Below are 26392 nucleotides of genomic sequence, written 5' to 3'. Positions count from 1 at the left end.
GCCGGATGGAATTTTCAAGCCTTTCGCATACCTTTGCAGCCGATTTTTAAGGTTTCACATCCCAGGCTTTGTGCGGTCAAATGAAGATACTATCTTACGCTCTGAGCCTTAGATATTTAAACGCAAAACATGGCAGGTCAATTAAAAGAAGTTCGTAACAGGATCAAATCGGTTCAAAACACACAGCAGATCACCAAGGCAATGAAGATGGTGAGTGCGGCCAAACTGAGAAAGGCACAGGATGCGATTGTTCAGATGCGCCCTTACAGCCGCAAGTTGCAGGAAGTGCTGAGCAATATCGTGAGCAGCTCTGAAGGCGATCTCGGTGGAAGCCTGGCAGTTGAAAGACCTGTTGAGAAAGTGTTGCTGATTGTGATCACCAGCGACCGTGGCCTCTGTGGCGCGTACAATGCCAACGTAATTAAAAGAGCTAAGCAGACTATCCGCGAACAATACGCTGCTCAGGATGCCAAAGGAAATGTGCAGATCTGGAGCATCGGTAAAAAAGGATATGAGCATTTTTCGAAGAACAAATTCAATACAAGCGATACCTATAAAGATATTTTCCTCCACCTCAATTTCGAAAGTGTACAGCAGTGTGCACAGGCTGCAGTAAAAGCCTTCGAAGCAAAAGAATTCGATGTGGTTGAAATTGTTTACAGCGAATTCAAGAATGCTGCTACACAGCGTTTCTCTACAGAACGTTTTCTCCCTATTCCTAAAGTGGAAAATAAGGAAGGCGCTAAAAAGAGCGACTTCATCTTCGAACCAGCAAAAGAACAGCTGATTGCTGAACTGATGCCGAAGATCCTGAACACACAACTGTTCAAAGCCGTACTGGATGCAAATGCTTCAGAGCATGGAGCCCGTATGACTGCGATGGATAAAGCTACCGAGAATGCCAACGAGATGTTGCGCAGCCTCAAGATCAGCTACAACCGTGCACGTCAGGCAGCTATCACTACCGAGCTTACAGAGATCGTGAGTGGTGCAGCAGCCCTGCAGGGATAGTAGTTGGGCTTCACCTAATTAAATCTGCCAAACTATTGCATGGAAATCGGAAACCTCATACCACATATTGAGTCACTGATCTTTGCCAGTGAAAAGCCTTTGACCGCATTGGAGATCACCGAACTGATCAACAATGCGTTCGGTTTTATGGAAGATAAGATCGTGCTTGACCAGGTAGAATCTGCGCTGGAAGGCATTATTGAAAAATACAGATCGGAGTTCTATCCTTTTGAAGTGCGCGAGAGCGGAGGTGGTTGGCAGTTTCTCACCAAAAGAGATTATCACAAAACCGTTGCCCAGCTCAATGGCGATAAATTCCTGAAGCGTCTGAGCTCAGCCGCACTGGAAACCCTGGCCATCGTTGCCTACAAACAACCCGTTACCAAGGCCGAGATCGAAGCCATTCGCGGGGTGAGCAGCGACTATGCCATTCAGAAACTCCTCGAAAAAGAACTGGTAGTGATCACCGGCCGCAACGAACAATTGCCCGGTCACCCGCTCGTATATGCGACTTCCAAGAACTTCATGGATTATTTCGGAATCAATTCTCCGGAAGATCTGCCGAAGCTCAAAGAAGTGTTCGACGAAGCCATGGTAGACGCCTCTGTAGTAAGCGCACTGGAACAAAGCGCTGCCGAAGGAATAGCCAATGGAGAAGTGCTGCCTGCACTGGGAACAGATGTAGATGCAGTGGAAGAAGACAAGAACCTGATTGTTGATGAAGATGGCGTGCTGATAGAGCAGGCAGGTGAAGAAGAAGCAACTGAAGAAGGAGCCATACACGAAGAGATCGAAAGCAACGATACTGAATCTGAAGAAGCAGAAGACTCTGAGGATGGTGAAGAAGAAGGAAATGATGAAGAAGAGGGAGAAGAAGAAGTAGACGAAGACGGAGAAGAGGACGAAGAAACTGAGGAAGAAGAAGAGGATGGAGATGATGAAGAAGATGATGGTGATAGCGCTGATGAAGACGGTGAAGAAGAAGATGAAGACGGAGACGACGAAGATGCTGAGGAAGGCGAAGTAGATGATAGCGAAGACGGCGAAGAGAAAGAAGACGAAGACTGGGACGACAGCAACGACAACGACCAGAACGACGACAATGAAGAAGAAGACGAAAACAGCAGGCCCAAATAAATTGCTACTTCTTCCAGGCTAAAAGAACAAAGCGCCATTGCGCTTTACATAAAAAGAACAGGGTATCACCTTCCGGCGATACCCTGTTCTTTTTATATATCTGAATATGTTGATCCAATTAAACAGATAAACAGAAACACTGATCTGTGGCCTTTTGGAAAAGGTCTTATTTTTTGAATCTGAATTTGACCTGTATTTTGTTATCTGGCAGTTTATCATTCCATGGCCACTCGAAATGGTCCATAGCCATTGTAAAGTTTCCTGTTAAATATTGACCATCATCCACAATATCCTGTGCCGGCAGCGATGCTTTAAACCAGTTAAAACGGGTAGCATATAATTCTGTTTGCCAGCGGCCTTCTTTTGGCCCCCACATTTGAAATTTGAAATATTCTCCCATTCTGGAAGCATAGTAATATTTATTAGGAGCCGGAGAACTGGCACCCGAGCCCATTTCATCCGTTATATCCGTAATGATGTAATTTACACCACCTATCCTTAGAGACAGGAATTGATCAGGCTTTCGCTCTTCTATCGAAAATTGATTTACAGGTAAAAGGAGATTTTTTGTTGTATCCTTTACTTCAAAAGGACCGATTTTCCAATCATAGATCAGTAACCCAAGAGGGGTGGATACCTTAATATCCGCAATTGTCTTCACAGGCAGATTTAGGTAGGCAAATCCCTGCAGATTGGTATAAGCAGTTTCTACTTTACTGGTGCCATTTTCCAGGTAACTCACATCAATTTTCATTTGTATGGCAGGAGTGTTTTCCTGATTCACATCATGCGAGATCCGAACAGCCAGTTTAGTATGTGTAGGAGGTGGTTCTGTCTTGTCTTTTTTGGAACAACTGCCCAGTACGAGTATCATGGCAGCCGTCAGCATCGGGAAGTAAAAATTTTTCATACAAGGTAACGGTCAAGGGATTTCATTTGACCCGGCTCAAAAATATAATATCAGGCACGGCATTCCGATAAGTTCATCGTTAATGCTTTTACAAAAGTGGTAACTGTGTAATATCTGAAGATAGGTGTGCAATTTTGGTCGGTTATTGAAATGTTGCTGACATTGGCGGATACCCAAACCGACCCGTAAATGAAATATCCGATCCTGTCCCTTTGCTAACAGTTGTTAAATCGCATCTTTCGTATATTCGCAGACTATGTCACAGCATCTATCCAATGGTTACCTGGCTCAACTGGCTACTGAATTTGGCACTCCTCTCTACGTTTACCATGCAGAGAAGATCAAAGAGCAATACGCGAAACTGACCACAGCTTTCCGCAACAGCAACACGGTTTTTTTCTATGCCTGCAAGGCGCTCACCAATATCAATATCCTGAAGTATATATGTTCCATAGGAGCGAATGTAGACTGTAGTTCCATCAACGAAGTGAAACTGGCATTGCATGCAGGTTTCCCATCGTCCAGAATTTTGTATACCTCCAATGGCATTGCATTTTCGGAGATCGAAGAAGCGGTTGAACTGGGGGTGATCATCAATGTAGACAGTCTCAGCAATCTCGAAAAATTCGGAGTAAAGTATGGCCATAGCTATCCGGTAGGGCTTCGTCTCCGCCCGAATATCATGGCAGGAGGTAATCTCAAGATCTCAACAGGTCACGATAAAAGCAAGTTCGGTATTCCCGTTGATCAGATCGACCGGATACTCGAATTAGTAAGCAAATACAATATCCGTATCAGCGATCTGCATATCCATACGGGCAGTGAGATCAAAGATGTGGAAGTATTTGTGAAAGGCATTGAAGTGCTGTTTGGACTCATCCCTCATTTCAAACATCTCGAATTCATCGATCTTGGCGGCGGATTCAAAGTGCCGTATAAAGACGGGGATGTTTCCACCGATATCGATCTGCTGGCAGAAAAAGTGAACGAGTCGTTTGCTGAGCACGCCATTCCGGGCGGAAAGCCGCTTCAGGTATGGTTCGAGCCTGGCAAGTTCCTCGTAAGCGAATGCGGATATCTCATAACGCAGGTGAATGTGATGAAAGAAACTGCCAGCACTACTTTCGTAAGTGTGAACAGCGGATTCAATCACCTCATCCGCCCGATGTTCTACGATTCCTACCATCATATAGTGAATATCAGTAACCCGGAAGGTGCTGAAAAGAAGTATGCAGTTGTCGGCAATATCTGCGAAACGGATACATTCGCCTGGGACCGGCCACTGAATGAAGTGCGCGAAGGGGATTTCCTCGCATTCTACAATGCCGGTGCATATGGCTTCGAAATGTCTTCCAATTTCAACTCAAGATACAAGCCTGCTGAAGTGCTGGTACTCGATGGAAAGGCACACCTGATCAGAAAACGCGATCAGTTCGAGGACCTGCTGCGCAATCAGATCGAAGTGCTGTAAACATTAAGCGCATAGCATATCTGATCAGAAGCTGAATGAGGTGATACATCATCCCCCAAATCTTCAAAGCGCCTACACTATTCCGTAAGCATACATTTTCTCCCGGAAATGCATAGGTGAATTCCTTGAATAACGTATCGAAGTACAATTAATGAATGTGCTTCAGTTGTGCCATTGCTGTTGTCGCCGCTGATTCTGAGCGGATTCGGGCAGTAAATTCACGTGCATTTTTTCAGGGAAAAAACTTACTTCCTTCCGACCAAAATCTTTTCTTTTTACAGATTGCTTTTTTTAAATCCGGGCGTTTACAATTACCGTATATCCGATTGCTATAGGTTTTACAACGATCTTTACTGCTGGGTTTTCAACTGGAGCTGCACTTGGGTTTGGTGCAGCTCTTTTTTTGTGCCTGTTGCAAAATGTTCAGCATTAGCTCTCCTTCCCGTTCAGGCATCCATCCTCCCTATTTTTTCATTTTCAAATACTCGAATTCTTGTTACTTTTAATTCATAACCAAAACATTTGTTATGCCTATTCGCATGGTTGACGACCCGCAGGACCCTCAGGAAAGCAATAATGACGGTGGTGGGGGCGGAGGCAATAGTAATTTCCCCGGTGGTGGTGGAGGCGGTGGTCTCTTTAACCTCCTTCCTTTATTATTGGGATTATTCCGGGGCAAGGGGATCATTTTTCTGCTGATTATCGGCGCAGGCGCTTACTTCCTGTTCGGCAGGGGTGGGGGCGGTTGCAATATGGGCAACCTATCCGATCTCGGAGGTCTCGCCCGTGGCGGTTTCCTCGATCCCAAACAATTTGAGCGGGCCAATATCTACGAGCCGCTGGCAGACGACAACACTAAAAACCCGATTCCCGAAAAAGCTAATCTCATGGCCTACGCACCTGCGGTGGGCAATCAGGGCGAACAGGGAAGCTGTGTTGCATGGAGCAGCGCTTATGCGGCACGGACCATTCTCGAAGCGTCGCGCAGCGGGCAACAGGGTGAAGCCACCAAATTCAGTCCGGCTTTCCTCTACAATCAGATCGGCCTCGACGGATGCCAGGGCTCTTACATCCTTCGCGCCATGGAATACATGACCAAACAGGGCTCCGTGCCTTACGATAAATTTCCTTACACCGATCGCGATTGCTCGCGTCAGCCAGACCAAAGCCTGATCCGTGATGCAGGTGCATTCAAAATGCGCGGATTCAACCGCCTCTCGCTTGGCGACCGTAACGATGCCATCGATCTGCGTGCCATCAAAGAGAATCTCGCGCAGGGCGCACCGGTAGTGATCGGGATGATGGTAGGCCCAAGCTTTATGCAGGGCATGATGGGACAGGAAGTATGGCAACCCCAGGCCGGTGACGATCAGATGAGCGGATTCGGCGGCCACGCCATGTGCGTAGTTGGTTACGACGACAGCAAATTCGGTGGAGCTTTCCTCATCATGAACAGCTGGGGACCCGAATGGGGCCGCAATGGTTTCGGATGGGTTCGCTACAATCATTTCAAATATTTCGTTCGCGAAGCATATGGCCTCGAACCCATGCCTAAGACCGGCGCTGCTGCCACTGCCGCATTTACCTGCGAAGTAGGACTGGTGCAGGTTACCCAGCAGGGAAATAAGATGGTGGCAGGAAGTTATGCACCGCTCCGAAGCATATCAAATAACGTGTTTGAAACCGTTAGTCCACTTGCAATCGGCAGCCGTTTCAAAATGGAAGTGAAGAATTCCACAGAATGTTACATCTACGTTTTCGGAAAAGAAACCGACGGTACCAGTTACACGCTCTTCCCCTATCCGAATGCAAACGACGCTACCAAAACAAAATATTCTCCTTTCTGCGGAATCACCGGAACACGCGTATTCCCGCACGATAAAAGCATGACGCCCGACAGCATCGGCACACGCGATGTAATGGCCGTAGTAGTTAGCCGCGAACCGATCGACTGGTACGAAACCAATCGCAAGATCAGCAGCAACCCTGCATCGGATTATGCCAGCCGTGTAAATGCTGCATTCGCCGGCAAACAGGTAAGCAATGTGCGTTTCCAAAGCACCGGAAAAGGCACAATGCAGTTCACAACGGCTCCGTCACAGAACCAGGTGGTGGCTGCGATTGTTGAGATTACCAAGAGATAATCTCAATTACTTACCTTTAAAGAACTAAATACGCGCATCATTATGAAGAAGAGCATTTTGTTAACCCTGTTTATTTCCTGCCTGGCTTTCGCTGCCAGTGCACAGGATATGGCGAATTTCAAATTGTACAACCCTACCGAGAATGCTGAAGCAGGCCTGGCCAAAGCCATCAAAGATGCAAAGGCTGCAGGCAAGCATGTATTTGTTCAGATCGGCGGAAACTGGTGCATCTGGTGTGCCCGTTTCAATGAATTCTCTACACAGGATCATCAGATCGATTCACTGGTGAAAGCCAATTATGTGGTGTATCACCTCAATTACAGCAAAGAGAACAAGAACGAAAAGATCCTCGCTCAATACGGATTCCCTCAACGTTTCGGCTTCCCTGTATTCCTCGTTTTGGATGCCAATGGCAACCGCCTGCATACACAGGATTCAGGACTGCTCGAACAAGGGAAAGGCTACAGCAAAAAGAGTGTAATGACATTCTTTGAAAACTGGAGTCCCAAAGCGCTGGAAGCAGAGCAATACAAAAAATGGTAACTGTACATTAAACCGGAACTCAATGAAGATCGCATTTCACGGAGCGGCAAGAACAGTAACAGGTTCCAAACACCTGCTTACACTAAAAAACGGAAGGAAGTATTTACTCGATTGCGGCATGTTCCAGGGAATGGGCCGCGATACGGATTCGATGAACAGAGAATGGGGATTTGAGCCCCGCGAAGTGGATGTACTCATACTCTCCCACGCCCATATCGATCACAGCGGATTAATACCCAAACTGGTGAAAGACGGGTTTGAAGGAAAGATCTACTGCACTCCCGCCACTAAAGAGCTCACAGCTATTCTGCTCGAAGACTCCGGCGAGATTCAGGAAGATGAAACCAAGTTCCTCAACAAACGTCGCGCTGCGGAAGGATTGCCCTACCTAAAGCCATTGTACACCAAAGAAGATGCACTGGCTGCGTTGACCAATTTCAAATCCGTTGAATACGATAACTGGTTTCGCATAGACGATAATGTTGAACTGCTCTATACCGATGCCGGGCATATCATCGGATCGGCAGCCGTTCATCTCCGTATTACCGAAGACGGAAAAACCACCCGCCTCACTTTCAGCGGAGACGTGGGCCGGTACCGCGATGTAATACTCCGGTCGCCCGCGCCATTCGATCAGGCAGACTTTATTCTGCTGGAATCTACCTACGGCAACAGCCTGCACGATATGCATGTAACCACTCCTGATATGCTGCTGCAATGGATAGAGCGCACCTGTCTTCAAAAGAAAGGCAAGCTCATTATGCCTGCATTCAGTGTGGGCCGCACGCAGGAGCTGCTGTTTGCATTGAATCAGCTCGAACTGGAAGGCAGGCTTCCGCCGCTGGATTATTTTGTAGACAGTCCATTGAGCATCGAAGCAACGGAGCTGCTGAAAAAGTATCCGCAGTACTTCAATAAATCCATTCAGAAACTGTTGCAGACAGACAATGATCCTTTTTCATTCAAAGGGCTCAAGTATATCAAAACGGTGGACGAATCGAAGCTGCTCAACTACCGCAACGAACCCTGCGTAATCATCTCCGCCAGCGGAATGGCCGATGCAGGAAGAGTGAAGCACCATATCAGCAACAATATCGAGAACAGCCGCAATACCATTCTGATGACGGGTTATTGCGAGCCGCATTCACTCGGAGGCAGACTGATGGCAGGTGTGAAAGAAGTGCGCATCTACGGAGTAGAGCACGAAGTGCATGCAGAGATCGGAGCTATCCGAAGCATGAGTGCACACGGGGATTATGAAGATCTGAGCCAGTTCCTGGCCGGTCAGGACCCCCGCAAAGTGCAGAAATTATTCCTTGTGCATGGGGAGTACGATGTGCAGGTGCAGTTCCGTCAGCGATTGCTGAAAAAAGGATTCCTCGATATCGAAATCCCTGAACGGCATTTTGAAATCGGACTTGGATAACCGATCATCATTCCTTCAACATCGATGAAACTTCATAAAAAAGCTGCCTCACGGGGCAGCTTTTTAATTCTTTACCATGGGTAATCAAACGAATAACAGAGAAAATCAATAGGGATGTGGATATAACGGGCCTTTCAGATACGGGATATACCGTAGATTCTTCGATGGATATTGCGTTGGTTTTTCTCCGAGGAGATGTGCTATCGAAAGTTCTTCAGTGAATTGGATTTCGGAGAAAATGATTGTAGAGTGGCTCCGTGAAACCGGTAAGTACAAATTGGGTCTGATCATTCAAAGATGCAGAATCTTTCTTATATAAAAAGAAACAAATAATTACAAATGAAAAAGGGGCAGACCATTGGTCAGCCCCCTTGAATGAAATCCTAAGCTTTTATGAGTAGGGTAATCGATCTGTTACTCATGAGTTTTCATACTGTACGGATTTCATTTGTCCTCTGTCCGGGAGGGTGTATTAGAGATAACCGTCACAAATAATATCTTTATAATGAATTAGTTAGCTTGTTATTCGTTCTTGACATTACAAAGATTAAAAAAGGGTGTTCAAACAGAAAATATATTAGTTGTTTGAGCGCTTTTCTTCGTCTAAACGACTTATTTAACCGATGAACTGCCCAAAAACTATCATCATCAGATAATGTTGAGCCGTTTGATCACCTCCGCACGATGGGCTTTGCTGATAGGAATCTCAAATCCTTTGATGAAAAGATCGTTCTCGCGGATATCATCGATTTTGGTGATATTAATGATATACGAGCGATGTACTTTAATGAAATACTGTTTGTTGATCTTCTCTTCGAGGTGTTTGATGGTATTGTGGGTCACGTATTTCTTGTCGTTGGTAACAAACTTCACATAATCGCCCATGCTTTCCATGAACAGAATATCATCGTTTTTCAGTCTCACCAGTTTGCCATCGCTCTTGATGAAGATATGATCGTTGTGATTGGGAGTGGCAATGGTTTCCGTGGCAGTGTTAAGTTTATGCACTGCATCGAGAAAGCGCTGGTAAGTGAATGGCTTTTTGAGAAAGTCAGTTACATTGTACTCGAAAGCATTATAGGCATATTCCGATTTGGAAGTGGTGAGAATCACTTTGGGATGATAGGCCAGCTGGTCGAGCAGCTCAAACCCGGTAGCGCCGGGCATTTCAACGTCGAGAAACAATAGGTCGATGGCCTGTTTATTCAGGTATTCGAGCGCTTCGGCCACGTTGGTATAATGTGCCTGCACGGTTACCAGTCCGCTTTTTTCGCAACATCTGGTGAGATAATCAGCGGCTACCTGGAGATCTTCGACAATAACACAGGTTAAGGGCATAAAGGGAGTTTGTTATGGGCTTTCAATCGTTCATACTCAGCGGCGATGAGTAATTTGCTTTCGGCTAAAGTAGTAATAAGTTGCTGATAATTCTCCTCAAGTGCTGCAACTGAAGTGGTGCGATGGCAGGCTTCTTCAAAATCCTGGCAGCGTTGCTGGGAATGGGTGAGCCCTGCAAAACCCATGGCAGGCTTCATTTTATGGGCTGCTTTTTTTAATTCAGATATATTGCCGGAGGCCCATGCATAACGAAGGGTATCCAGATCGGCATCGAAATGAGTTAAGGTGATGGAAAACACCTCTTCTATGTATGGATAATCATCTGCATATAAACTGAAGAGATAATCGGCATCGATTTTTTCACTGAATTCAAAATTTTTGCCTGGGCCCGGCTGAATCATAAGAAAATAGTTTGTAAATTTTTGCGTTATACTCAGGATTCGCAGTAAAAGTAATCCGATAGCCTATTTAAATAACTGTATGAAGCAGAAATTATTATATCTCGGATGGTCAATTTACCGTGATATTGTCTATTCGGGAGTGCAGGATGGGGTGTCGAAAGACCAGCGAAAGAAAACCATCCGCTTCAATCAGTTCATCATGCTTGCACTGATGGTGAACTCTTACTCCGTAATCTCCTACTTCTACCATAAGCTATATATCAGCGCGCTCGTTAATATCACATCCGCCTATTTCTTTTTGCTGGCCTTTTATTTCGGATCTAAAAGAAAAATCGAAACCGGCCGCATCATCGCCATTGTGAATGTGAATCTGTACCTGATCCTCATCAGTTACCTCGAAGGATTGCGCGCGGGCGAATACCTGTTGTATTTCCCTTATTTTCTTGCCCTCACATTTGTGGTGAACATGCGAAGGCATGCGCGGGAATTGTTGCTGGTATATGCAATTACCATTCTCAGTTCGTTGGTCTGCCTAAAAGTGGCGCCCTACATGAACAATATTCAGAACATCAACGAAGCTTTATACTCGCGGCTGTACAGCAGCAATCTGCTGATGAGCTTATGTGCTACCATCGTATTTTCTTATGCCATCCTCCGTGTGAACCGCGACAATGAAGGTGCTATCATGGAAGAAAAGAAATTCGGTGATACCATCTTCAATACTTCGCTCGACGGGGTTTTCATCATCTATGCACAAACCAATATCATCGCAAGCTGCAATCAGCGGGCGCTTGAAATGTTCGAGGTGGACGAAAAAAGAGAGATCGAAGGAACCACTATCGAGAAATGGTTTGAAGAAGATCATATCAGGCAGTTCGTATCCATCGAAGAAGCCGTGGCATCGGGTGCAAAAAACTGGCAGGGCGAACTGGCTTTCTCCAGCAAAACCGGCCGTACATTCCACGGATACGTGAGTGTGGTGCCTTTCTCTTACAAGGATACCCGATATACCAAGATCAGTATCCTCGATGTTTCGCAGGTGAAGATGACGGAGTTTGAACTGATGAAAGCCAAGGAGACTGCGGAAGTGGCTGCAAAAACAAAATCGCGTTTCCTCTCCAATATGAGTCATGAGTTGCGGACGCCGCTGAACGGCATCATCGGTGCATCCAATCTGCTGCTGCAGGAAGAATACCTGCCGGCACAGAAGCCGCATCTCGATATTCTGAAATTCTCCTCGCGGCATATGATGCAGCTGGTGAATGATATTCTCGATTATCACAAGCTGGAAGCAGGAAAGCTGGAGCTGGCAAGCGTTCCCGTGAACATGAAAGAATTCATAGAGAAGCTTAGCACCCAGTTCAGCAGTCAGGCCATTGCACGTGATCTTGATTTCAAATGTGATATAGACGAAAGACTCGATACCGAACTGATCACCGACGAAACCCGTCTTAATCAGGTATTGAGCAACCTGCTTTCCAATGCCATCAAGTTTACGCATAGCGGAAAGATCACGCTGGCAGTAAGGCAGCTGTTCTCCACCAGTTCGCAGGTAACCATTCAGTTTATTGTGATGGATACCGGTATCGGCATTCCGAGAAACAAACACCGAGAGATCTTCGAAAGCTTTACGCAGGCGGATGTAAACACCACCCGCAAATACGGAGGCACAGGCCTCGGTCTCGCCATCACCAAAAAAATTCTCAACCGTTTCAACAGTGATCTGCTGCTTGAAAGCGAAGAAGGGAAAGGCAGCGCCTTCCACTTCACCGTAGAGCTGAAAGTGAATGAGAACAAGCCCCGTTATATCCACGAAGAAAATGCAGGACAGCTGGAGCCATTGCAGGGAGTGCGTGTGCTGATTGCTGAAGATAATCCGGTGAACCTTTCCATTGCCAAACGATTTCTCACCAAATGGGGCATCGATGTAAGCGAAGCCACCAACGGAAAAGAAGCGGTGGAGCAATTCAAGCGCGAATCATACGATCTGTTGCTCATCGATCTGGAGATGCCCGAAATGGATGGAGCAACAGCCCTCAAAGAGATCCGGAAAATGAACGAAACCATTCCGGTGCTGGCATTTACAGCAGCCGTGTACGATAATATGCAGTCCGATCTTTTGCAGAAAGGATTTACTGATTTCATTCATAAACCTTTCAGGCCAGGAGAACTGCATTCGAAGATCACGTATCTGGTAGCGCCTCTCCGCGCATAATTGATACTGGATTAAACGCAAATCGGCTGACTCTTTATAAGTCAGCCGATTTGTGTTCTTAGTAATAACAATATCTTTTCAACACTACATTTTTTGAATTCTTACCCTGATAGCTTCAGGTTTGTTGATGCTGTACAGTTTTTTATACATGGCGTCAAACTCTTTGTACAGCCCGGTTTCGTGAGCTTTGTTTTTAAGGTAACGCTCGTAGTTTATGCGGTCGTTTCCTTTCACTGCTGTGTCTGCAAGTTTTCTCTTAAGAATGGCAATGCCGCTGTCGGGGATGTTTCCGTTAGGCAGTTTCGATAGCACTCTGTATTCCATATGTCGTACCTGGCGCATGTCTGATTCATGCTTGCGGATGGCTTCGCAATATTCCACTACTTTTTTTGCCTGCTCTGTTTCAGGAGTATTGAGTGATGCGAGATCGATACCTTTTTTGAAATCCTCCGCAGTGAATTCTCCTGCCATTACATTGTTCATCATCAACGCATAATTTCCTGCGGGCATATGAGTGATCTGCAGCAATTCTGTATTGAGTTCTTTGGTAAAAGGAATATACTCCAACGCAGACGCTGCTGCAGGGTTCACAAAGTAGGGAAGGAAAGCAGGCTTATACGTAAATCCGATATGATTGCTGCCATAGCTGAACTCTGTAAAAGTTGCACCTGTTACTTCAGGCTTCTTAACGCCCGGAGCCAGTTTGATGCTCACAGCGGGAACTTTACCCAATGTGGTATGCAGGAACTGATAACCCATGGTGAAATGTCCGGGTGATGCTGGGTGTACGCGATCCTTTCCTACGATGGTGGCTGTGCTGTCTTTGGCTTGCATGGCCTTGTTTACGTTGGTCATGATGGTCCAGTAGTCGACAACAGGCAATTTGTATTTGGTGGCGAGCTCCTGCATGTAGCCAGCGCAGGTTTTAAGTGCATCGTTCACACCGAACAGATTGTTGGTGCCGAGTTTGCCGGTTTGATCGTAGATGGAAGGTTTTTGCAGAATCACTTTTACCTTATGCTCTACGAGGTAAGAGACTATTTTGGTGAGATTGGCTTTGTAAGTTGCGAGCGCTTCGGCTTTCTTTTTTTGTGCACTATCGTTGCCATTGAATTTGGCGTCGTAGAGCGGGCGGTTAACGTCGTTCATGCCGATCATGATTACGGCATAGTCTGGTTTGCGCGACATGATGTCTGGCTGCATGCGTGCGAGAATGCCTCCGGTAACATCGCCGGAGATGCCGCAGTTGAACATCTTTACTTGTCTCGCAGGAAATCTTGTTGCGTAGTAGCTTCGGATATAGTGGATGTATTCTCCGTTCTGAGTGATGCTGTTTCCTACAAAGCAGACAGTTGATTTGTCGGGGAACAATACAGGTGATTGCTGCGCTAAGCCAGTCAGGGACAGGGTTGCAAGGATGCCGGATAAAAGAAATGATCGTTTGTGCATGTGGCGTGCATTATTGGATTGTGATGCAATGATGCCTGAAGGTACAAACCGATGGATATTCTCCCGTATTCAATTTATTGTGCTGGTTATGCATCAAAAATAAGGCGAGTCTCTCCATCTTCTGAATTCCCCGCTCATGTACAAACACATTCATCAAGCAAACAATTAGGTACATTACAGCATTATCGTAACAGTGTTCATCGTTACAAGAATTGATTATGCTAATACGAAATCTTACAGTTCAGGATACGGGCAATCTGTTACTTGCCATCAATGGTGCGTTTGCGGATTATGTGGTGCCATATCAACTAAATACGGATCAATTGCAGCTGAAAATGGCTTCGGAGCATATTCAGTTGGAATTGTCTGCCGGAGTTTTTGAGCAGAATAGAATGGTTGCGACCATGATGCATGGATTGCGGGCAATAAATGGAAGCAAAATAGTCTATAATGCTGGAACGGGCGTACTGCCTGAGTTTCGTGGACAAGGATTGGTTGGGAAGATGTATGAATATTTACTGCCGTTAATGAAACAGCAGCAGGTAGATGAGATGAAACTCGAAGTGATTGAGCGCAATCAATCTGCCATTCGTGCATATGAGAAGAATGAATTCATGATTTGTCGGAAGTTTTTGTGTTTTGCCGGAGAGATCAAAACTGATGATCATTCAAAAGTTGCAGACATCAGACCATTGAAGGATTATTCGTGGACTCTGCTTCAATCGTTTTGGGATATTGAACCAAGCTGGCAGAATGCCCATCAAAGCATAGAGATCATACAGCCTAAAGCATTGGGAGCGTATATAGATGATGTGCTGGTGGGGTATGTGATTTTCAATCCGGGTAACAATCGGGTTTATCAGTTGGCGGTATCGAAAGATCATCGGAGAAAAGGAATTGCAACGCAGCTTTTTGCAGAGATGCGGCAACAAATGCCGCAGGCGAAAGCACAAATGAATAATGTTGATGAGGTGGGGGAAGAGCTGTCATGGTTTTTGAAGAAGCAGGGACTGGTGAATTTTATTAATCAGTTTGAGATGAAGAGGGTAATATAAAAACGGTTTTCCCAAATTTCAACTTTCCTGATTCTCTTCTTTACTTAATATTCCGGGAAGCTAAGGAGTTATGTATATTTAGAAAATCATGAGTTTTTCCAATGACTACAAACTACGAATTTGTTGATAATATCGATGAGCTCATAAGCTCAACCTTAGAGTTCTATGGTAAGCCGGAATTTTGGAAGGCTGCAATCGGTAATGGCCCCAGGTATTTTGTTCATGTTAAGGTCAATGGAATAGATGTATTTGGCCTATCCAAATTCTGTGCTTTCAAAAATATTATAGTTGAAGATTATTTGCGATCGTTTCGTTACAAAACGGATGGAGGAACAACACAGAAACATATTGCCTGGCTTACTGGAGTTGAATGGTCGCCAATCGAAGTGATTAAGAAAGATGTTAGGAAATCTTTTGAAAATTGGATTTCGCCATTCTTTCCCAACTATAATACTGATAATGCCTCTTTTATTTCGTTGAAAGTAACTGGAAAGGCAAGAGGCAGAAAGAGAAATCTGATTACTCCTCAAGACTTGTTGAATAGCTTAAAACTTCAAACAGAGATTGGGCAGGTTGGGGAAGCAATTGCTATGAAATTTGAAATACAACGTTTGAAAGAACTCGGAATAAAAAAGCCGGAAGCATATGTTGATCAGGTTTCAGTGAAGAATACTGCGGCTGGTTATGATATTTACAGTTCAACAAAAATTGAAACAAGATACATTGAGGTAAAGTCGTCGTTAATTGCCAGTGTTGACTTTTTCATTACGGAGAATGAAGTAATTACGTTGGAAGAGCTTGGTAGGGAAGCATTTCTGTATTTTGTTCAAATCACAGACTTAGCAAAAAAGGAAGGCCACGTTCATAAGATACAATGTGACCCAATTGAGCAACTCAGAAGAATTGGCAGGTTAACTCCAATAGCTTATAGAGCCAGTTTGACTGAAAAATAGGCCATTGAACTACTTGCCCAAAATCTTCTTGCGGTGAGCTAATCCCCAGAAATGAAGTTCATCCAATACATTCTCAAGAGAAAGGCCATGGGCTGTTATTGAATATTCCACAGTAAGAGGAAAAGTGTCGTAAACAGTCCTTTTGATCAGGCGGTTCGCTTCCAGGTTCTTCAATTCTTTGGACAGTACTTTGTCTGTGACACCACCTACTTCTTTCGATATTTGTGTGAATCGCTTAGACTCTTCACAGGGGTGATAGATTTACTTGCTGGTGTTGGATTAGTGTTGCCGGCCTTATTGCAGAAATGGAGAAGAATTACTGTTTATGCAGCCTGGGGGATAATTGTACTGATGGTGGCAGTCAGTGTATTTCTTGTGGCACGCGGGGAAGTTGCTTCGATTGGTGTAAATGTTTTCTTTGGATTGTTGGCTGTACTGGTTGCGTGGGGAAGACGGAGTTGGCTCAGGTAAGAAACAGAAATGCTCTAAAACGACGAAAGTCGCTACTACAGCGACTTTCAGATTTTTGTACCGCGTACGGGAGCTGGTACGAACACCTAGTGAAGTTTATGAACAGTATTTTATATATTAAAAAAGAAATATGTGATTTAGGGTTACCCTAAAATGAACAATTAGGGCTGCGCGATTTGAATTGGTGAGGCTGCTTAATTTGACGAGGGAGTAGGTGCAGAATCATTTCTAATGGCTTCATAAAGAACACCATCAATTTGTGGTTTAAAAATTCCTCGACGTATTAGTTCCTGAATGTGTTTGCTAGTGACTTTGGGGTTTAGATTCAGTTTCTGGCTTATTTCCTTGTGAGTTCCTTTCGGCCAAGGTTGAGCGGGAAGCAGATTTTGTATTTGTAGTAGAATATTTTCATCAATGATAATCTCAAAGTTTGAATTATCAATCTGGCTGGCATTGACTACTATCGGTTGGTTTTTGGGTTTATTAACTTTGCTTATTGTTATACTCTTTGCTGTTCTAACAATTTGATTTGCTTCTCCACAGGCTGCACATTCTGTCACAGATTTGGAAGTTGGGAAGTTGCTTAGAAGGGTACTAATATTGGCATGGCAGGTTGCACACTTTACTGTTTCTTCAATGAATGTCTCTCCTGCCAAAACAAAACCTAAGTCTTTAGACCAAGTTGAGGATAGTTTTATTGAACAGTGGGTGCAGTTTAAGAACTTGATACTTGATGCTTTGGGTCTTTGTTTATATGAAATGCTTGTATTGCATTGAGGGCAATGATTTTGAACATTTTCTTTTGTCGTTTTTGGGATGTTTCTAAGGGGTCTTACAAATGTTCCGCTAACACTATTTAATGTTAAATTAAGCTCTTTTCTTAAGTCATTAATTTGTTTACTGATGTTTTGCACTTCAAGCTGATTAAGTTGGCTTTCTTGTGGCTTGTTTTTGATGATTTGTTCGACTTTTTCCACCAACTCTTTTAGTTCGTTTTCTCTTTCCTGCTGTTCCTCAAGTTTTTCGTCTAATTCTTCTCCAATAACGCCTTTCCAGTCACTTAAATAAGTGTCATTCACGGATTTTAAAGTATTGATTATGTGAACAGCACTTTCAAGTCTTTCGTAACTTGATAAATACAATTCTTCTGTGCTCAGCTCATCATCATCCTCCTCGAGTTCTTGCTGAAGATAAACAGATAGTCGCGCTAACTCATTAGATAAGTTATTGACTTTTTCTGCTGCATTCAAAGCATACGTTCTTAGGTTAGACAAATGTTGTTCTTTTACTTCTTCGATCGCATGCTTATGTGATTTATCTGCGAAATATTTTGACACTAACCATGATGCGATAAATGAAAGCACTGTTAGAACAATACCAAGTAACGTAGTTTCTTTTGAAGTTAATTCAGTAAATGCTACAAAACTTAAACATAAAATAATGCCTAAAGATAATAGCACTAAAATACTATTAAATGATTTCTGTGTCATTTCGGTGTTGTTATTAACAAATATGGGAATTTAAGGCTACGCCTGTAACCCTAGATTGGAATGATATAATAGGTCGTATTCTAAAGGGACGGCGTTGAATGAGGCGACTTTCATATAGATAGAAATCTATCACACTATGTTTATTAGCCTAAACAACGGAGGATCTTATTGTAAGTAGTTAAATGTACCTAAATATTACACTCTTTCACAAAATACTTTTGGGTGAACCACTAATTGATTATAATCAGAATAGAGGATGGTTTAGCGTGATTAGTGCTTGGATATCAATGAAATATAGGGGTTACATAAAATGTCGGTAATCATAATTCTTCCCTTCAAACCTATTAAGCAACCAAGCAATCCTCGCGATTTCGTTCGACGATTGCAGTGTGGCTGGAAGTTTTGCGTACATATCGAAGCTATTCCAATTTACTTTGGTTAGTCCAAGAATTTCAGTTGCTATGGTGTCAATGTTGCTGGAACCGTAATGTTTGATGACCTTAAGCGGTACTGGAATACTTTTCCCGCCGAGAAAATAACTTCTTTTGACTTCATCTTTCACAGATGGGGCTACTCCATGCGTCCAGAGTAATGCTGAAGTGCGGTCGAGGACAAAGCAAGAACCTCGATGTAATGGGAAGAAATTCGGGGTAATGCTCTGCTGATAGATATTTTGAAGTATAAATCTGGCATCGCCTTCAAAATTGACTTCAACAAGATCTATTAGAGTAATACCCGATTTTCTCAAGCTATCGGTTATCCCCTTAATTTCGGCCTCCTTAAAATGTGTTCTTTTGTGTACAACTACCCTTTTGGGTATTTGCCCTGAACTTGTGAGAAAAAGATCCCTGATCATGTTGCCGAATTTGTAGGCTTCGGAATACGATAAATAAGGGTTGTTTTTTCTATCAAATTCACAATCCTCCACTTTCGTCAGTCGATACTTTAGCCCCTGTCCATAAGCGTTATAGATGTGGCTACAACCCAGAGCAACGTGACTATTCTTTTCTTTTCGTTTTACACTGTACCCTATACCAACAAAAGCGGTATGCTGGTCAAGTCCTTGCAGTACCCATGGAGTTCGCTGACTCTTAACATAGAAAGACAGAGATAGCCACCAATTAACCTGACAAAATAAATTGTCTATGAAGGTGTCTTCCCTTAGAAACTGTGTCGCCAAATTTTTTTGAGCCGCATAAGCCTTAATGTAGTCGTGCAGATTAAACACTTCTGTGTCGGTTTCTACACGGGTATACGGCTCATATTTTTCTGGGATAAATATTACTACCACGTGGCGCTTGCTGATTCCATCAAACTGATTAAGGCTTTTTTTTATTTTCTCTGCTAAATCTCTGGCGGTTGTCAAATGATCATTTCCAGAAGGATCTACTATTGTTTGCCACAAATCACTTTTAGGGTCGGCAATGTTGAGCGGCACAGCATATGCAGCATTAAAGCCAGGGTAGTCAATCAGGTAGTCTGGGTTATAAGTGCCTGATGGCTGTGGGCGGTTAAGGCGGTTTAAGAAATTGAATAGTTGGGTTTCAAAGCCTAAGGGACAAATAATACCTAGGTTTACTTCTGCGTCGTAAAGGTTACCATTAAGGGGGAAATCGTAGGGGCCATGTTTGATTAAGCCCCTCATTGGGTGAAAATCAGGTTCCATCCGAGCAGTTGTTCTGTCAAAAAACTGCATTAGCGGCTCTCTATATTGGACGCCATGATGTACAATAGCCTTACTATTAAAGTCCTGTGGGAAATTGATCACATATCCTCCCTGTTGGCTAGTGATGGCCACAAGCATTGGGTTAGCTCCTAATTGAAATTTAAAATCAGAGGCCTGTTCATTGGGAAACTCCAACGAAATTGATTTGTCGTTAGGGAAAATGGCATTGCGGAAAACTTCAATTTGGTTGCTGTAACCAACATTTGGCCTTGTTCCCATAATCTTTTGATGGTGTTCTTTGCCGAGCGCTAGCCTGACCTCCTTACTTACTTTCACATCTGTTGGAAGATAAAAAGAAGGTTTCACACTTATGTAGGCATATGGCTTAGCTCCAAATGCATTAACATCAAAAAAAAGGGATAACTCAAAGGCATCGTAAACATCATATGTTACACCGTTAAGAATCTTTTGGTTCTTTGTTTGCGGCAGATAAATGTTTGACCAACCATCAGTCTGAAGTGAGTATTTGCTGCAAATTGATTGAATTATGGCCGATAAGAATAACTTACGAAACTGAGTTCCGTTCTTTACCTCCTTATAAGTCACGGGTGTTCTTTGAATATTGCCCAGTATAACTGAGCCAAAAATCTGCCTTATGGTAGTTTGTGTACTAAAACAATAAACAACTCCTTTTAGAGGGACTGCTACAATGTTACTATTGAGCGCATTGGCTTTGATAAACTGCCATAGGTCAGTCTCATTTGTATGGGTTGTTTTGAATTGGAAAACTTCTGTGGGAAAAATGATAGGAAACAAGTTACTTTTCAATAAATTATGGTAATGTCCCGATGTAATAGAAAAGGGAGTATTTATTCTAGTTTCATCAGGCCTGTCCCTTATTATTTTTTCCAGTTCCACCTCATAAGGGGCATTACCTTTAAAGCATGTCATTGCTGCTTGGTACATAGTTATATCAAATCCTTCTGTAGCAACATAGAAGGCACTACGACCGTGAGTTCTGGCATGGTCAAGAAATTCTTTTACATCATTATTCATGTAACTACCATATCCGCACCAGAACACCATGCCAGATCCCGGAGCCTCATAAGCGGTCTTTAATGCGGTCATCAGTGCTTTATCGCGTCCGCTGTATCCGCATATAATTAAATGTTTGTTTTTCAGATGGTCAGTCAAGGCCTGAGTAAAGACCTCATGCTGGGCATCTAGCTCTTGCGCCGTGTTTTTTAGAGGGCCGTATTTAAAATCACCATGGAGGGCAACAGTTAGCACATGATCATTGCTTTCTGGCCGGTGTATCTCCTGGGGATTAGACAGAGAAACAGCAAAAGGAGTAATGTTTGAAAGGTAGGCTGCCTTTTCTACAAGGTCGTCGAAGTTAGTGGTAAACACAGTTCTAACCATACCGACCTTCGCCAGTAGGCTGAGAATCATGTAACCGGTGTTCGGAATCTTATTTCGGCAAATGTTCTCGAAGTATTTTCGGCGGATGTCGTCGATCGGGTAGGCCTTCTCTGCGTAAAAGGAATATTCGTTAATTGCTCCTTCTATGGGGTAGCCACCTTGGTTGTCCAACCAGTTTTGAATACTGCGCTGGACCGTATCACTTTTATACTCCTTGTATTCACTGGGAAGATGCGTGTTGTGGGTCAGGAATATATCCCTTTTCCACTCCCAAATGCAGTCTGCTGCTGACTGTATTCCTGAACTAATGGAAGCTCCTGCTCCCAAAAGAACAACATGGCTTGTATCGGTATTCTGTTTAAGGGTCCTTAAGAAGGCATCATACGGCAATTCGTATTCCATAGATGAGGTCATGTTTAATAAAATATAAACTAAAAGGCGCTTTACGGATGTAAGCCATCCGCATGGCATCCTAATGAGCTAATAAAGGGTAGCAACTATGATCTGAATAATGGAACGGTGGATAACAATTATACGAATTTTAATAGATATAGCTCTTAATAAAGGAGGTAGAGTAGGTGGTTATCTTAGGAAATTAAAATAGTATACCGCTTGTTTGATAGAGGAGGAATCTCAATGTTAGCGGAGTTTTCTGGCCCTAGTTTTTCTTTGCATGACCATTGGGGACTAAGAGGTCAAATACACTCACCTCCAGAGCGTCCGCAATTACATACAAAGTGGCAATTGACGGTTGATTCACATTCGAGCACCATTTGGAAACGGTAACCGTTTTCACACCTACCTTTTCTGCAAGCCACCCATTACTTTTCTCATTCTCATAGAGAACAAGTTTTATTCTGTTATATCGCTTTCTTCTTACTGGCATTTTTGCCTTTTTATGATGATTCAAAGGCAACTAACAGAAAAAAAGGAACAACTGAACATTTGAGGAAATGTGAGATATTTAATGTATGTATTTGGTATTTTAAATATCATTTATTAACTTTATTAGGAGATTAATTTCCTTTAAAATGATTTTGTACGATAGTTCCTGATTCTTAATATAGATTTGCGAACACATAAGATATTTAAGCGTGTTTGCTTTATTCTCGGTCTCCAAATTCTACGACCTTTTGTTTGACAACGAGAAATAAGGTAAATCGCTCACGTTACGGCGTGGGCGTCCTTATTCGTTGTCGGGGTGTCGTAGCCCTTGGAGACGTAGGGACTAACCCACGTCTTTTTTTATTTACCCTTCTTCTCACTTCAATATAATTCCTATGACACCTGCTAACACTTCCTCAGCCTTGCCTGAGTTCAAGTTATCCGGTGATTTCCGGACTAACCTTCAGCAGTTCTTTAATGGTGATACAATTGATCATACCAGAGAAGAACTCGACCATTTACGAAATACTCTGGTTACAGAAAGTTATGGAGACCTGGAGCGCGGGGAAAAATGGTTGCTAATGGATTTTGTCAGAAGGATCGGCAACCTGATAGAAACGGCTCATACAATGTATACCACTTGCGCATAAATAGGATCTGGTCAGCGGCGGAAGGTTGACCTATCCAAAAGCTACCCTATGAAACAGAAACAAGGATTCATCAAGGCTGGCCCGTTTGTGGTATCTGCAGTATACCCTCCGGGCTTCAGGGAGTTGTGCAGATGTCTTGGCATAGCGCCTGCATCTGCCATTGAAGGTTTTATTGCTGAGCTATCCTTATGCGGAGTGCAGTTTCAAGGAAGAACCAATGCGCAGGCTGCGGCTGCTTTGCTTTTCAATGCAATGACCGATGCGCGGGATGGGCTGCCTGATGAACCTTCTGAATTGAAAAGAAAAATTGCTTTACCATTTCTGCTGGCATTGACCAAGGTGCAGGAACAAATTCATAACCCCATTGAATTAGCTGTGGAAAGAAAAAGGATAATCAGCGAGTGGTACAAACAATATGAAAAACAACTTGCATGTACCGGGAACAGAAAATAAACATAACTGAAGACTTCGCAGTTCTTTGCTGTTTTTGGAATAGAACACCGGAACAAATTATCCGTTTTTATTTGGAGCATATATCCTTATCTGCATTAATTAACAGACTGGAAATTGACAACCGATTGAAACCTGAATATTCACACGAAGAACAGGTAAAAATGCTGAGGAAGATAATAGACGATCCATACGCGTTGGCAACGTTTTTTGCTATAGTTTTTGTGCCGCCAAAGCCAATCCCAACCTACCCCAAGAAGCTGCCGAAGCTCAACCGGAAAACGCCTTTCTAGGACGGCTCCAAAACCACCGGAAACGCACTCTGGCTTTAGCGGGCCTTTGCAACCCCTTTTCCCTATTCCGTGGAAAAAATACTGTCTTTTTTTCTTTGGTCAGCATCACTTTTTATGATGTTGTTTTCATCCATATTTTATGATTTTGTTTTCCCTGATGCGACCAACGGGAGCAGCAGGCAAGCGGTTATTGCATTACAATAACACCGCTTGCCCATTGCCGTTTCGTTTAATTGTTGCACTGTTGATCATGCTGTGTGCATGGGTGGTATTCTGGGTTTCACGCCCGACTTCGGAGGGCGTGACAGTGTCCGTTGTCCGACAACGGTACATCTGGCAGGGCGAGGCACAGCCGTCGCCTCGTTGTTCAGAAATGGTGCAATTGCCGAAAATTGCTCGTTACTGTTCAAAGCCTTTCGGATACAATAATTGCTTGATGTAGCGGATGATTTTTAGAATATCATAGCCCCAACATTCCGGGCTTTCATTCATGAAGTCGTCTATCTCTTGGGAGTTCTGAAGCGTTAACCATTCGTGCAGGGGCAGGCAAAATGGGGTGTTCTTGCGTGTGCGGACGTAGGCAGATAAAGGAATAAAAGGCGGGGCTTCCTTCGCCGCTTCTGCCAACATCTTTGTGTACAAATCTGAAGGGAAAATTGTGTGTATTTCTTCCAGTATTTGCAGTGCAGAAACTTGGTGAATGCCTGCTTCAATCAATGCGCCAAAACCACTAATCTTTTGTTTCTGCAGGAATGCTGCAAGCCAGTTTTTAAAAGGTATATCCAAGCTCTCCAAAATGTCTTTGCTGAACATGCGATACCACGCAGGAAACAGGTTTAAATCGAACTTTTCAGAATACCAATTTATGACGTAGTTAATGGCGTTGTTTTCCAGTTGTTCAATGTCCCGGAGGGAAGTGTTTGTGTAGTCGTATTTGACCTGCTGGAATATCTCGAAATAATAGCTCTTTATGGCAGTTGTTCTCCGGTCGTAAGTGATCTGAATGTATAACGGGAAAGTTTCAGAGTCCCTGAATGGGACTGCTTTTACCCGATCATTCAGGTAGGTCTTATACGTGACGTTATAAAATTCCTTTGCCATAGGCAATTTAAAGTTATGTAAAATGTTTGGATAACTCTGTTATTCTCTCCAAACTTATCTTACATTACGAATATGTAAGATAGGGATAGTTCTTTTTATTGAAACCTAATAAAATGGGCGATGGGAGAGAAGGAAGATGAGTTGTTGCGGTTAGTGGCTTCATTAATTGTTCAACTTCTATTAAATGAGGAATCATGAAAGCAATCGGATATGTGCGGATTAGCGCCAAAGATCAGTCTGTTTATTCGTTGGATGCTCAGGAAGCCTCCATCAAAGAATACTGCGTAAGAAATGAACTGCAATTGCAGGCGGTTTACCGGGACGATGGCGAGTGTAGCGAATCATTCGACCGGCCTGATTACTTGGCGCTGGAAAACTTTATCAAAACTCATAAAGGGGCAGTAAGGTATTTATTGATTCTGGACCACGACCGGTTTAGTCGTAACCTGAGTGAAGCGCTTGCTAAAATTACAGAGCTTGAAAAGAAATTCGGAGTTAAGGTCTTGGCGGTTGACGAGCCAATTACATTAGATACTAATGATCCGGAGGTTTTCTTAGGTCGTGCATTAAAGTATATGCTGGCAAATCATGAGCTATTGAAAATCCGGAAGCGAACCGCCAAAGGCTTGCGCAGTGCGATGGAGGCGGGCCGTGTTGTCAATAATGCGCCATTCGGTTATGTCAATGCGCGTGATGAAGCAGATAGGCCTATTCTAAAAATTGATCCCGACAAAGCCGAAATCGTCAGGGGGATTTTCGATGAATTTATTGCTGGTGTATCTCATAAGTTGATCCTGAAAAATGCTTCCAGCAAAGGGTTTAAGCGAAGCGGGCATAGTGCATTGGTTCGGGTGGTCAGTAATTGTGTATATGCCGGATTAATAAAAATACCTGCTAATCGAGAAAAGCCGGAGCGGATCATAAAGGCCTTACATGAAGCAATTATTCCGGAGTCGGTGTACTGGGTGGCTCAGGATATATTGAAAGGAAGCAAAGGACGCAGGTCGCGGCCAAAGGATGAATTTCCTTTGCGGGGCGTGCTGAAATGCAATTGCGGTAGTCATATGACGGCTGCATACAGCAAGGGAAAAAAGAAATACTATATGTATTACCAGTGCGTAAAGGAACGTGGGCGTAACTATCGGGGTGAAGTTCTGCATGACCTTGTAGAGTCTATGCTTGTAGATCTCAGCTTCACCTCCGACCAGGTCCAGAGGATCAGGAACTATAGTAAAGAAGAGTTAACCAAAGTTCTTGCCTATCGGTTAAGTGTAATTAAGATGAAGGAGCAAGCGCTTGCCGAGGTGACTAAAAAGATAGAAAGCTTGGAAGAAAAGTTAATAAGCGATCAGATTGAACATGCCACATATAAGAAGTGGTTTGCAAAATTGAGCGGTGAAAAGGGAAGTTTGGAACGTGAGATAACAGAGCTGAAAAAGAATAAGCAGAATACTTTTGATCGGTTGGAAGAAGTGATTCCCGCAATGTGTAATCTAAGCAAACTATATACTGAACTGTCTTTGGAGGGGAAGCAGATGCTATTAAATAAGGTGTTCGAAGTTGGGATCATATACGACGGAAAGTGCCTTCGAACACCAATGATCAATCCCGCCTTCATTTCTAACTACCTTAAAATAAAAGAAAAAGGGCTGATCAAAGTTGACCAGCCCGATGAAGTTCTCCTCAATTTAGAGGCTTGTACCGCGTACGGGATTCGAACCCGTATCACCACCGTGAAAGGGTGGTGTCCTAACCCTTAGACGAACGCGGCGTTGTAAGGGGGTGCAAATATAGGGAAACTTCAATTACTCCATAAAATTTTTTTCTGATCATGCTCTGCAACTGAGATCTTATCACATTCATCACTTCTTTAAAACATCAAAAGCCGCTCCCGGAGCGGCTTTTGGAATA

At 43.6% G+C, this 26392-nt stretch carries 19 protein-coding genes and 1 tRNA gene; 10 read left to right on the top strand and 10 right to left on the bottom strand.

Translation table 11 applies throughout. The annotated features are described in order from the left end of the window. Positions 1 to 129: 129 nt before the first annotated feature. A complete protein-coding gene (gene atpG, locus HHL16_RS24410) occupies positions 130 to 1011 on the top strand; it encodes an ATP synthase F1 subunit gamma (RefSeq protein ID WP_169428049.1) in 882 nt (293 codons plus the stop codon). A 39-nt stretch (positions 1012 to 1050) separates the two neighbouring features. Then, entirely contained in the window at positions 1051 to 2148 is a 1098-nt protein-coding gene (scpB, locus tag HHL16_RS24405) for an SMC-Scp complex subunit ScpB (RefSeq protein WP_169428048.1), read from the top strand. A 166-nt stretch (positions 2149 to 2314) separates the two neighbouring features. Here the strand turns inward: scpB and HHL16_RS24400 are convergent, their stop codons facing one another. Then, positions 2315 to 3058 (bottom strand): hypothetical protein, encoded by a 744-nt coding sequence (locus tag HHL16_RS24400; protein ID WP_169428047.1) that lies wholly within the window; start codon positions 3056 to 3058, stop codon positions 2315 to 2317. A gap of 256 nt (positions 3059 to 3314) precedes the next feature. Here HHL16_RS24400 and lysA point away from each other — a divergent pair, with 256 nt between their 5' ends. The 4 genes from lysA to HHL16_RS24380 all read left to right on the top strand — a co-directional run bounded on the left by lysA (position 3315) and on the right by HHL16_RS24380 (position 8642). Beyond that, positions 3315 to 4529 carry a diaminopimelate decarboxylase gene (lysA, locus tag HHL16_RS24395; protein WP_169428046.1) on the top strand — a complete coding sequence of 405 codons (1215 nt, stop codon included), beginning with the start codon at positions 3315 to 3317 and terminating at the stop codon, positions 4527 to 4529. 527 nt (positions 4530 to 5056) lie between these two features. Continuing rightward, positions 5057 to 6673 carry a C1 family peptidase gene (locus HHL16_RS24390; RefSeq protein WP_169428044.1) on the top strand — a complete coding sequence of 539 codons (1617 nt, stop codon included), beginning with the start codon at positions 5057 to 5059 and terminating at the stop codon, positions 6671 to 6673. A 42-nt stretch (positions 6674 to 6715) separates the two neighbouring features. Continuing rightward, positions 6716 to 7216, top strand: a complete 501-nt coding sequence (locus tag HHL16_RS24385) for a thioredoxin family protein (protein ID WP_169428042.1) — start codon at positions 6716 to 6718, stop codon at positions 7214 to 7216. A 22-nt stretch (positions 7217 to 7238) separates the two neighbouring features. Continuing rightward, complete coding sequence (locus HHL16_RS24380; protein ID WP_169428041.1) at positions 7239 to 8642, top strand: MBL fold metallo-hydrolase; 1404 nt, start codon at positions 7239 to 7241, stop codon at positions 8640 to 8642. 648 nt (positions 8643 to 9290) lie between these two features. On the opposite strand, the gene HHL16_RS24375 is transcribed toward HHL16_RS24380, so the two are convergent. Both HHL16_RS24375 and HHL16_RS24370 read right to left on the bottom strand, forming a co-directional pair. After that, on the bottom strand, positions 9291 to 9980 hold the full coding sequence (locus HHL16_RS24375; RefSeq protein ID WP_169428039.1) for a LytTR family DNA-binding domain-containing protein: 690 nt from the start codon (positions 9978 to 9980) through the stop codon (positions 9291 to 9293). After that, a complete protein-coding gene (locus tag HHL16_RS24370; RefSeq protein ID WP_169428037.1) occupies positions 9971 to 10381 on the bottom strand; it encodes an Hpt domain-containing protein in 411 nt (136 codons plus the stop codon). The genes HHL16_RS24375 and HHL16_RS24370 overlap by 10 nt, the downstream gene beginning before the upstream one ends. A 79-nt stretch (positions 10382 to 10460) precedes the next feature. Here HHL16_RS24370 and HHL16_RS24365 point away from each other — a divergent pair, with 79 nt between their 5' ends. Then, the gene (locus tag HHL16_RS24365; protein WP_169428035.1) at positions 10461 to 12596 is read left to right on the top strand and encodes a PAS domain-containing hybrid sensor histidine kinase/response regulator; all 2136 of its coding nucleotides are present in this window, start codon (positions 10461 to 10463) and stop codon (positions 12594 to 12596) included. An 84-nt stretch (positions 12597 to 12680) separates the two neighbouring features. On the opposite strand, the gene HHL16_RS24360 is transcribed toward HHL16_RS24365, so the two are convergent. After that, on the bottom strand, positions 12681 to 14045 hold the full coding sequence (locus HHL16_RS24360; protein ID WP_169428033.1) for an SGNH/GDSL hydrolase family protein: 1365 nt from the start codon (positions 14043 to 14045) through the stop codon (positions 12681 to 12683). A 218-nt stretch (positions 14046 to 14263) separates the two neighbouring features. On the opposite strand from HHL16_RS24360, the gene HHL16_RS24355 reads away from it, so the two are divergent. Beyond that, a complete protein-coding gene (locus tag HHL16_RS24355; protein WP_240966328.1) occupies positions 14264 to 15100 on the top strand; it encodes a GNAT family N-acetyltransferase in 837 nt (278 codons plus the stop codon). 101 nt (positions 15101 to 15201) lie between these two features. Continuing rightward, positions 15202 to 16053, top strand: coding sequence for a DUF3883 domain-containing protein (locus tag HHL16_RS24350; RefSeq protein WP_169428029.1), 852 nt, complete (start codon positions 15202 to 15204; stop codon positions 16051 to 16053). A gap of 9 nt (positions 16054 to 16062) precedes the next feature. Here HHL16_RS24350 and HHL16_RS24345 read toward each other — a convergent pair whose 3' ends face one another. The 4 genes from HHL16_RS24345 to HHL16_RS24325 all read right to left on the bottom strand — a co-directional run bounded on the left by HHL16_RS24345 (position 16063) and on the right by HHL16_RS24325 (position 21988). After that, the gene (locus HHL16_RS24345; RefSeq protein ID WP_169428169.1) at positions 16063 to 16314 is read right to left on the bottom strand and encodes a helix-turn-helix domain-containing protein; all 252 of its coding nucleotides are present in this window, start codon (positions 16312 to 16314) and stop codon (positions 16063 to 16065) included. A 404-nt stretch (positions 16315 to 16718) separates the two neighbouring features. Beyond that, entirely contained in the window at positions 16719 to 18014 is a 1296-nt protein-coding gene (locus HHL16_RS24335) for a hypothetical protein (RefSeq protein ID WP_169428026.1), read from the bottom strand. Between the two features lie 301 nt (positions 18015 to 18315). Beyond that, positions 18316 to 21504 carry an SIR2 family protein gene (locus HHL16_RS24330; protein WP_169428024.1) on the bottom strand — a complete coding sequence of 1063 codons (3189 nt, stop codon included), beginning with the start codon at positions 21502 to 21504 and terminating at the stop codon, positions 18316 to 18318. Between the two features lie 256 nt (positions 21505 to 21760). Then, positions 21761 to 21988 carry a helix-turn-helix transcriptional regulator gene (locus tag HHL16_RS24325; RefSeq protein WP_169428022.1) on the bottom strand — a complete coding sequence of 76 codons (228 nt, stop codon included), beginning with the start codon at positions 21986 to 21988 and terminating at the stop codon, positions 21761 to 21763. Between the two features lie 697 nt (positions 21989 to 22685). Here HHL16_RS24325 and HHL16_RS24320 point away from each other — a divergent pair. After that, positions 22686 to 23090, top strand: coding sequence for a hypothetical protein (locus tag HHL16_RS24320; protein WP_169428020.1), 405 nt, complete (start codon positions 22686 to 22688; stop codon positions 23088 to 23090). Positions 23091 to 23779: 689 nt separating this feature from the next. Here the strand turns inward: HHL16_RS24320 and HHL16_RS24315 are convergent. Together HHL16_RS24315 and HHL16_RS24305 are read right to left on the bottom strand one after the other, a co-directional pair. Continuing rightward, positions 23780 to 24481, bottom strand: coding sequence for a hypothetical protein (locus HHL16_RS24315; RefSeq protein ID WP_169428019.1), 702 nt, complete (start codon positions 24479 to 24481; stop codon positions 23780 to 23782). A 1699-nt stretch (positions 24482 to 26180) separates the two neighbouring features. Then, positions 26181 to 26252 (bottom strand) — tRNA-Glu (locus HHL16_RS24305). Between the last annotated feature and the right edge of the window lie 140 nt (positions 26253 to 26392).

This window comes from Pseudoflavitalea sp. G-6-1-2 (assembly GCF_012927185.1).
GTDB lineage: Bacteria > Bacteroidota > Bacteroidia > Chitinophagales > Chitinophagaceae > Pseudobacter.
This window is presented reverse-complemented; position numbering and strand designations above follow the sequence as displayed.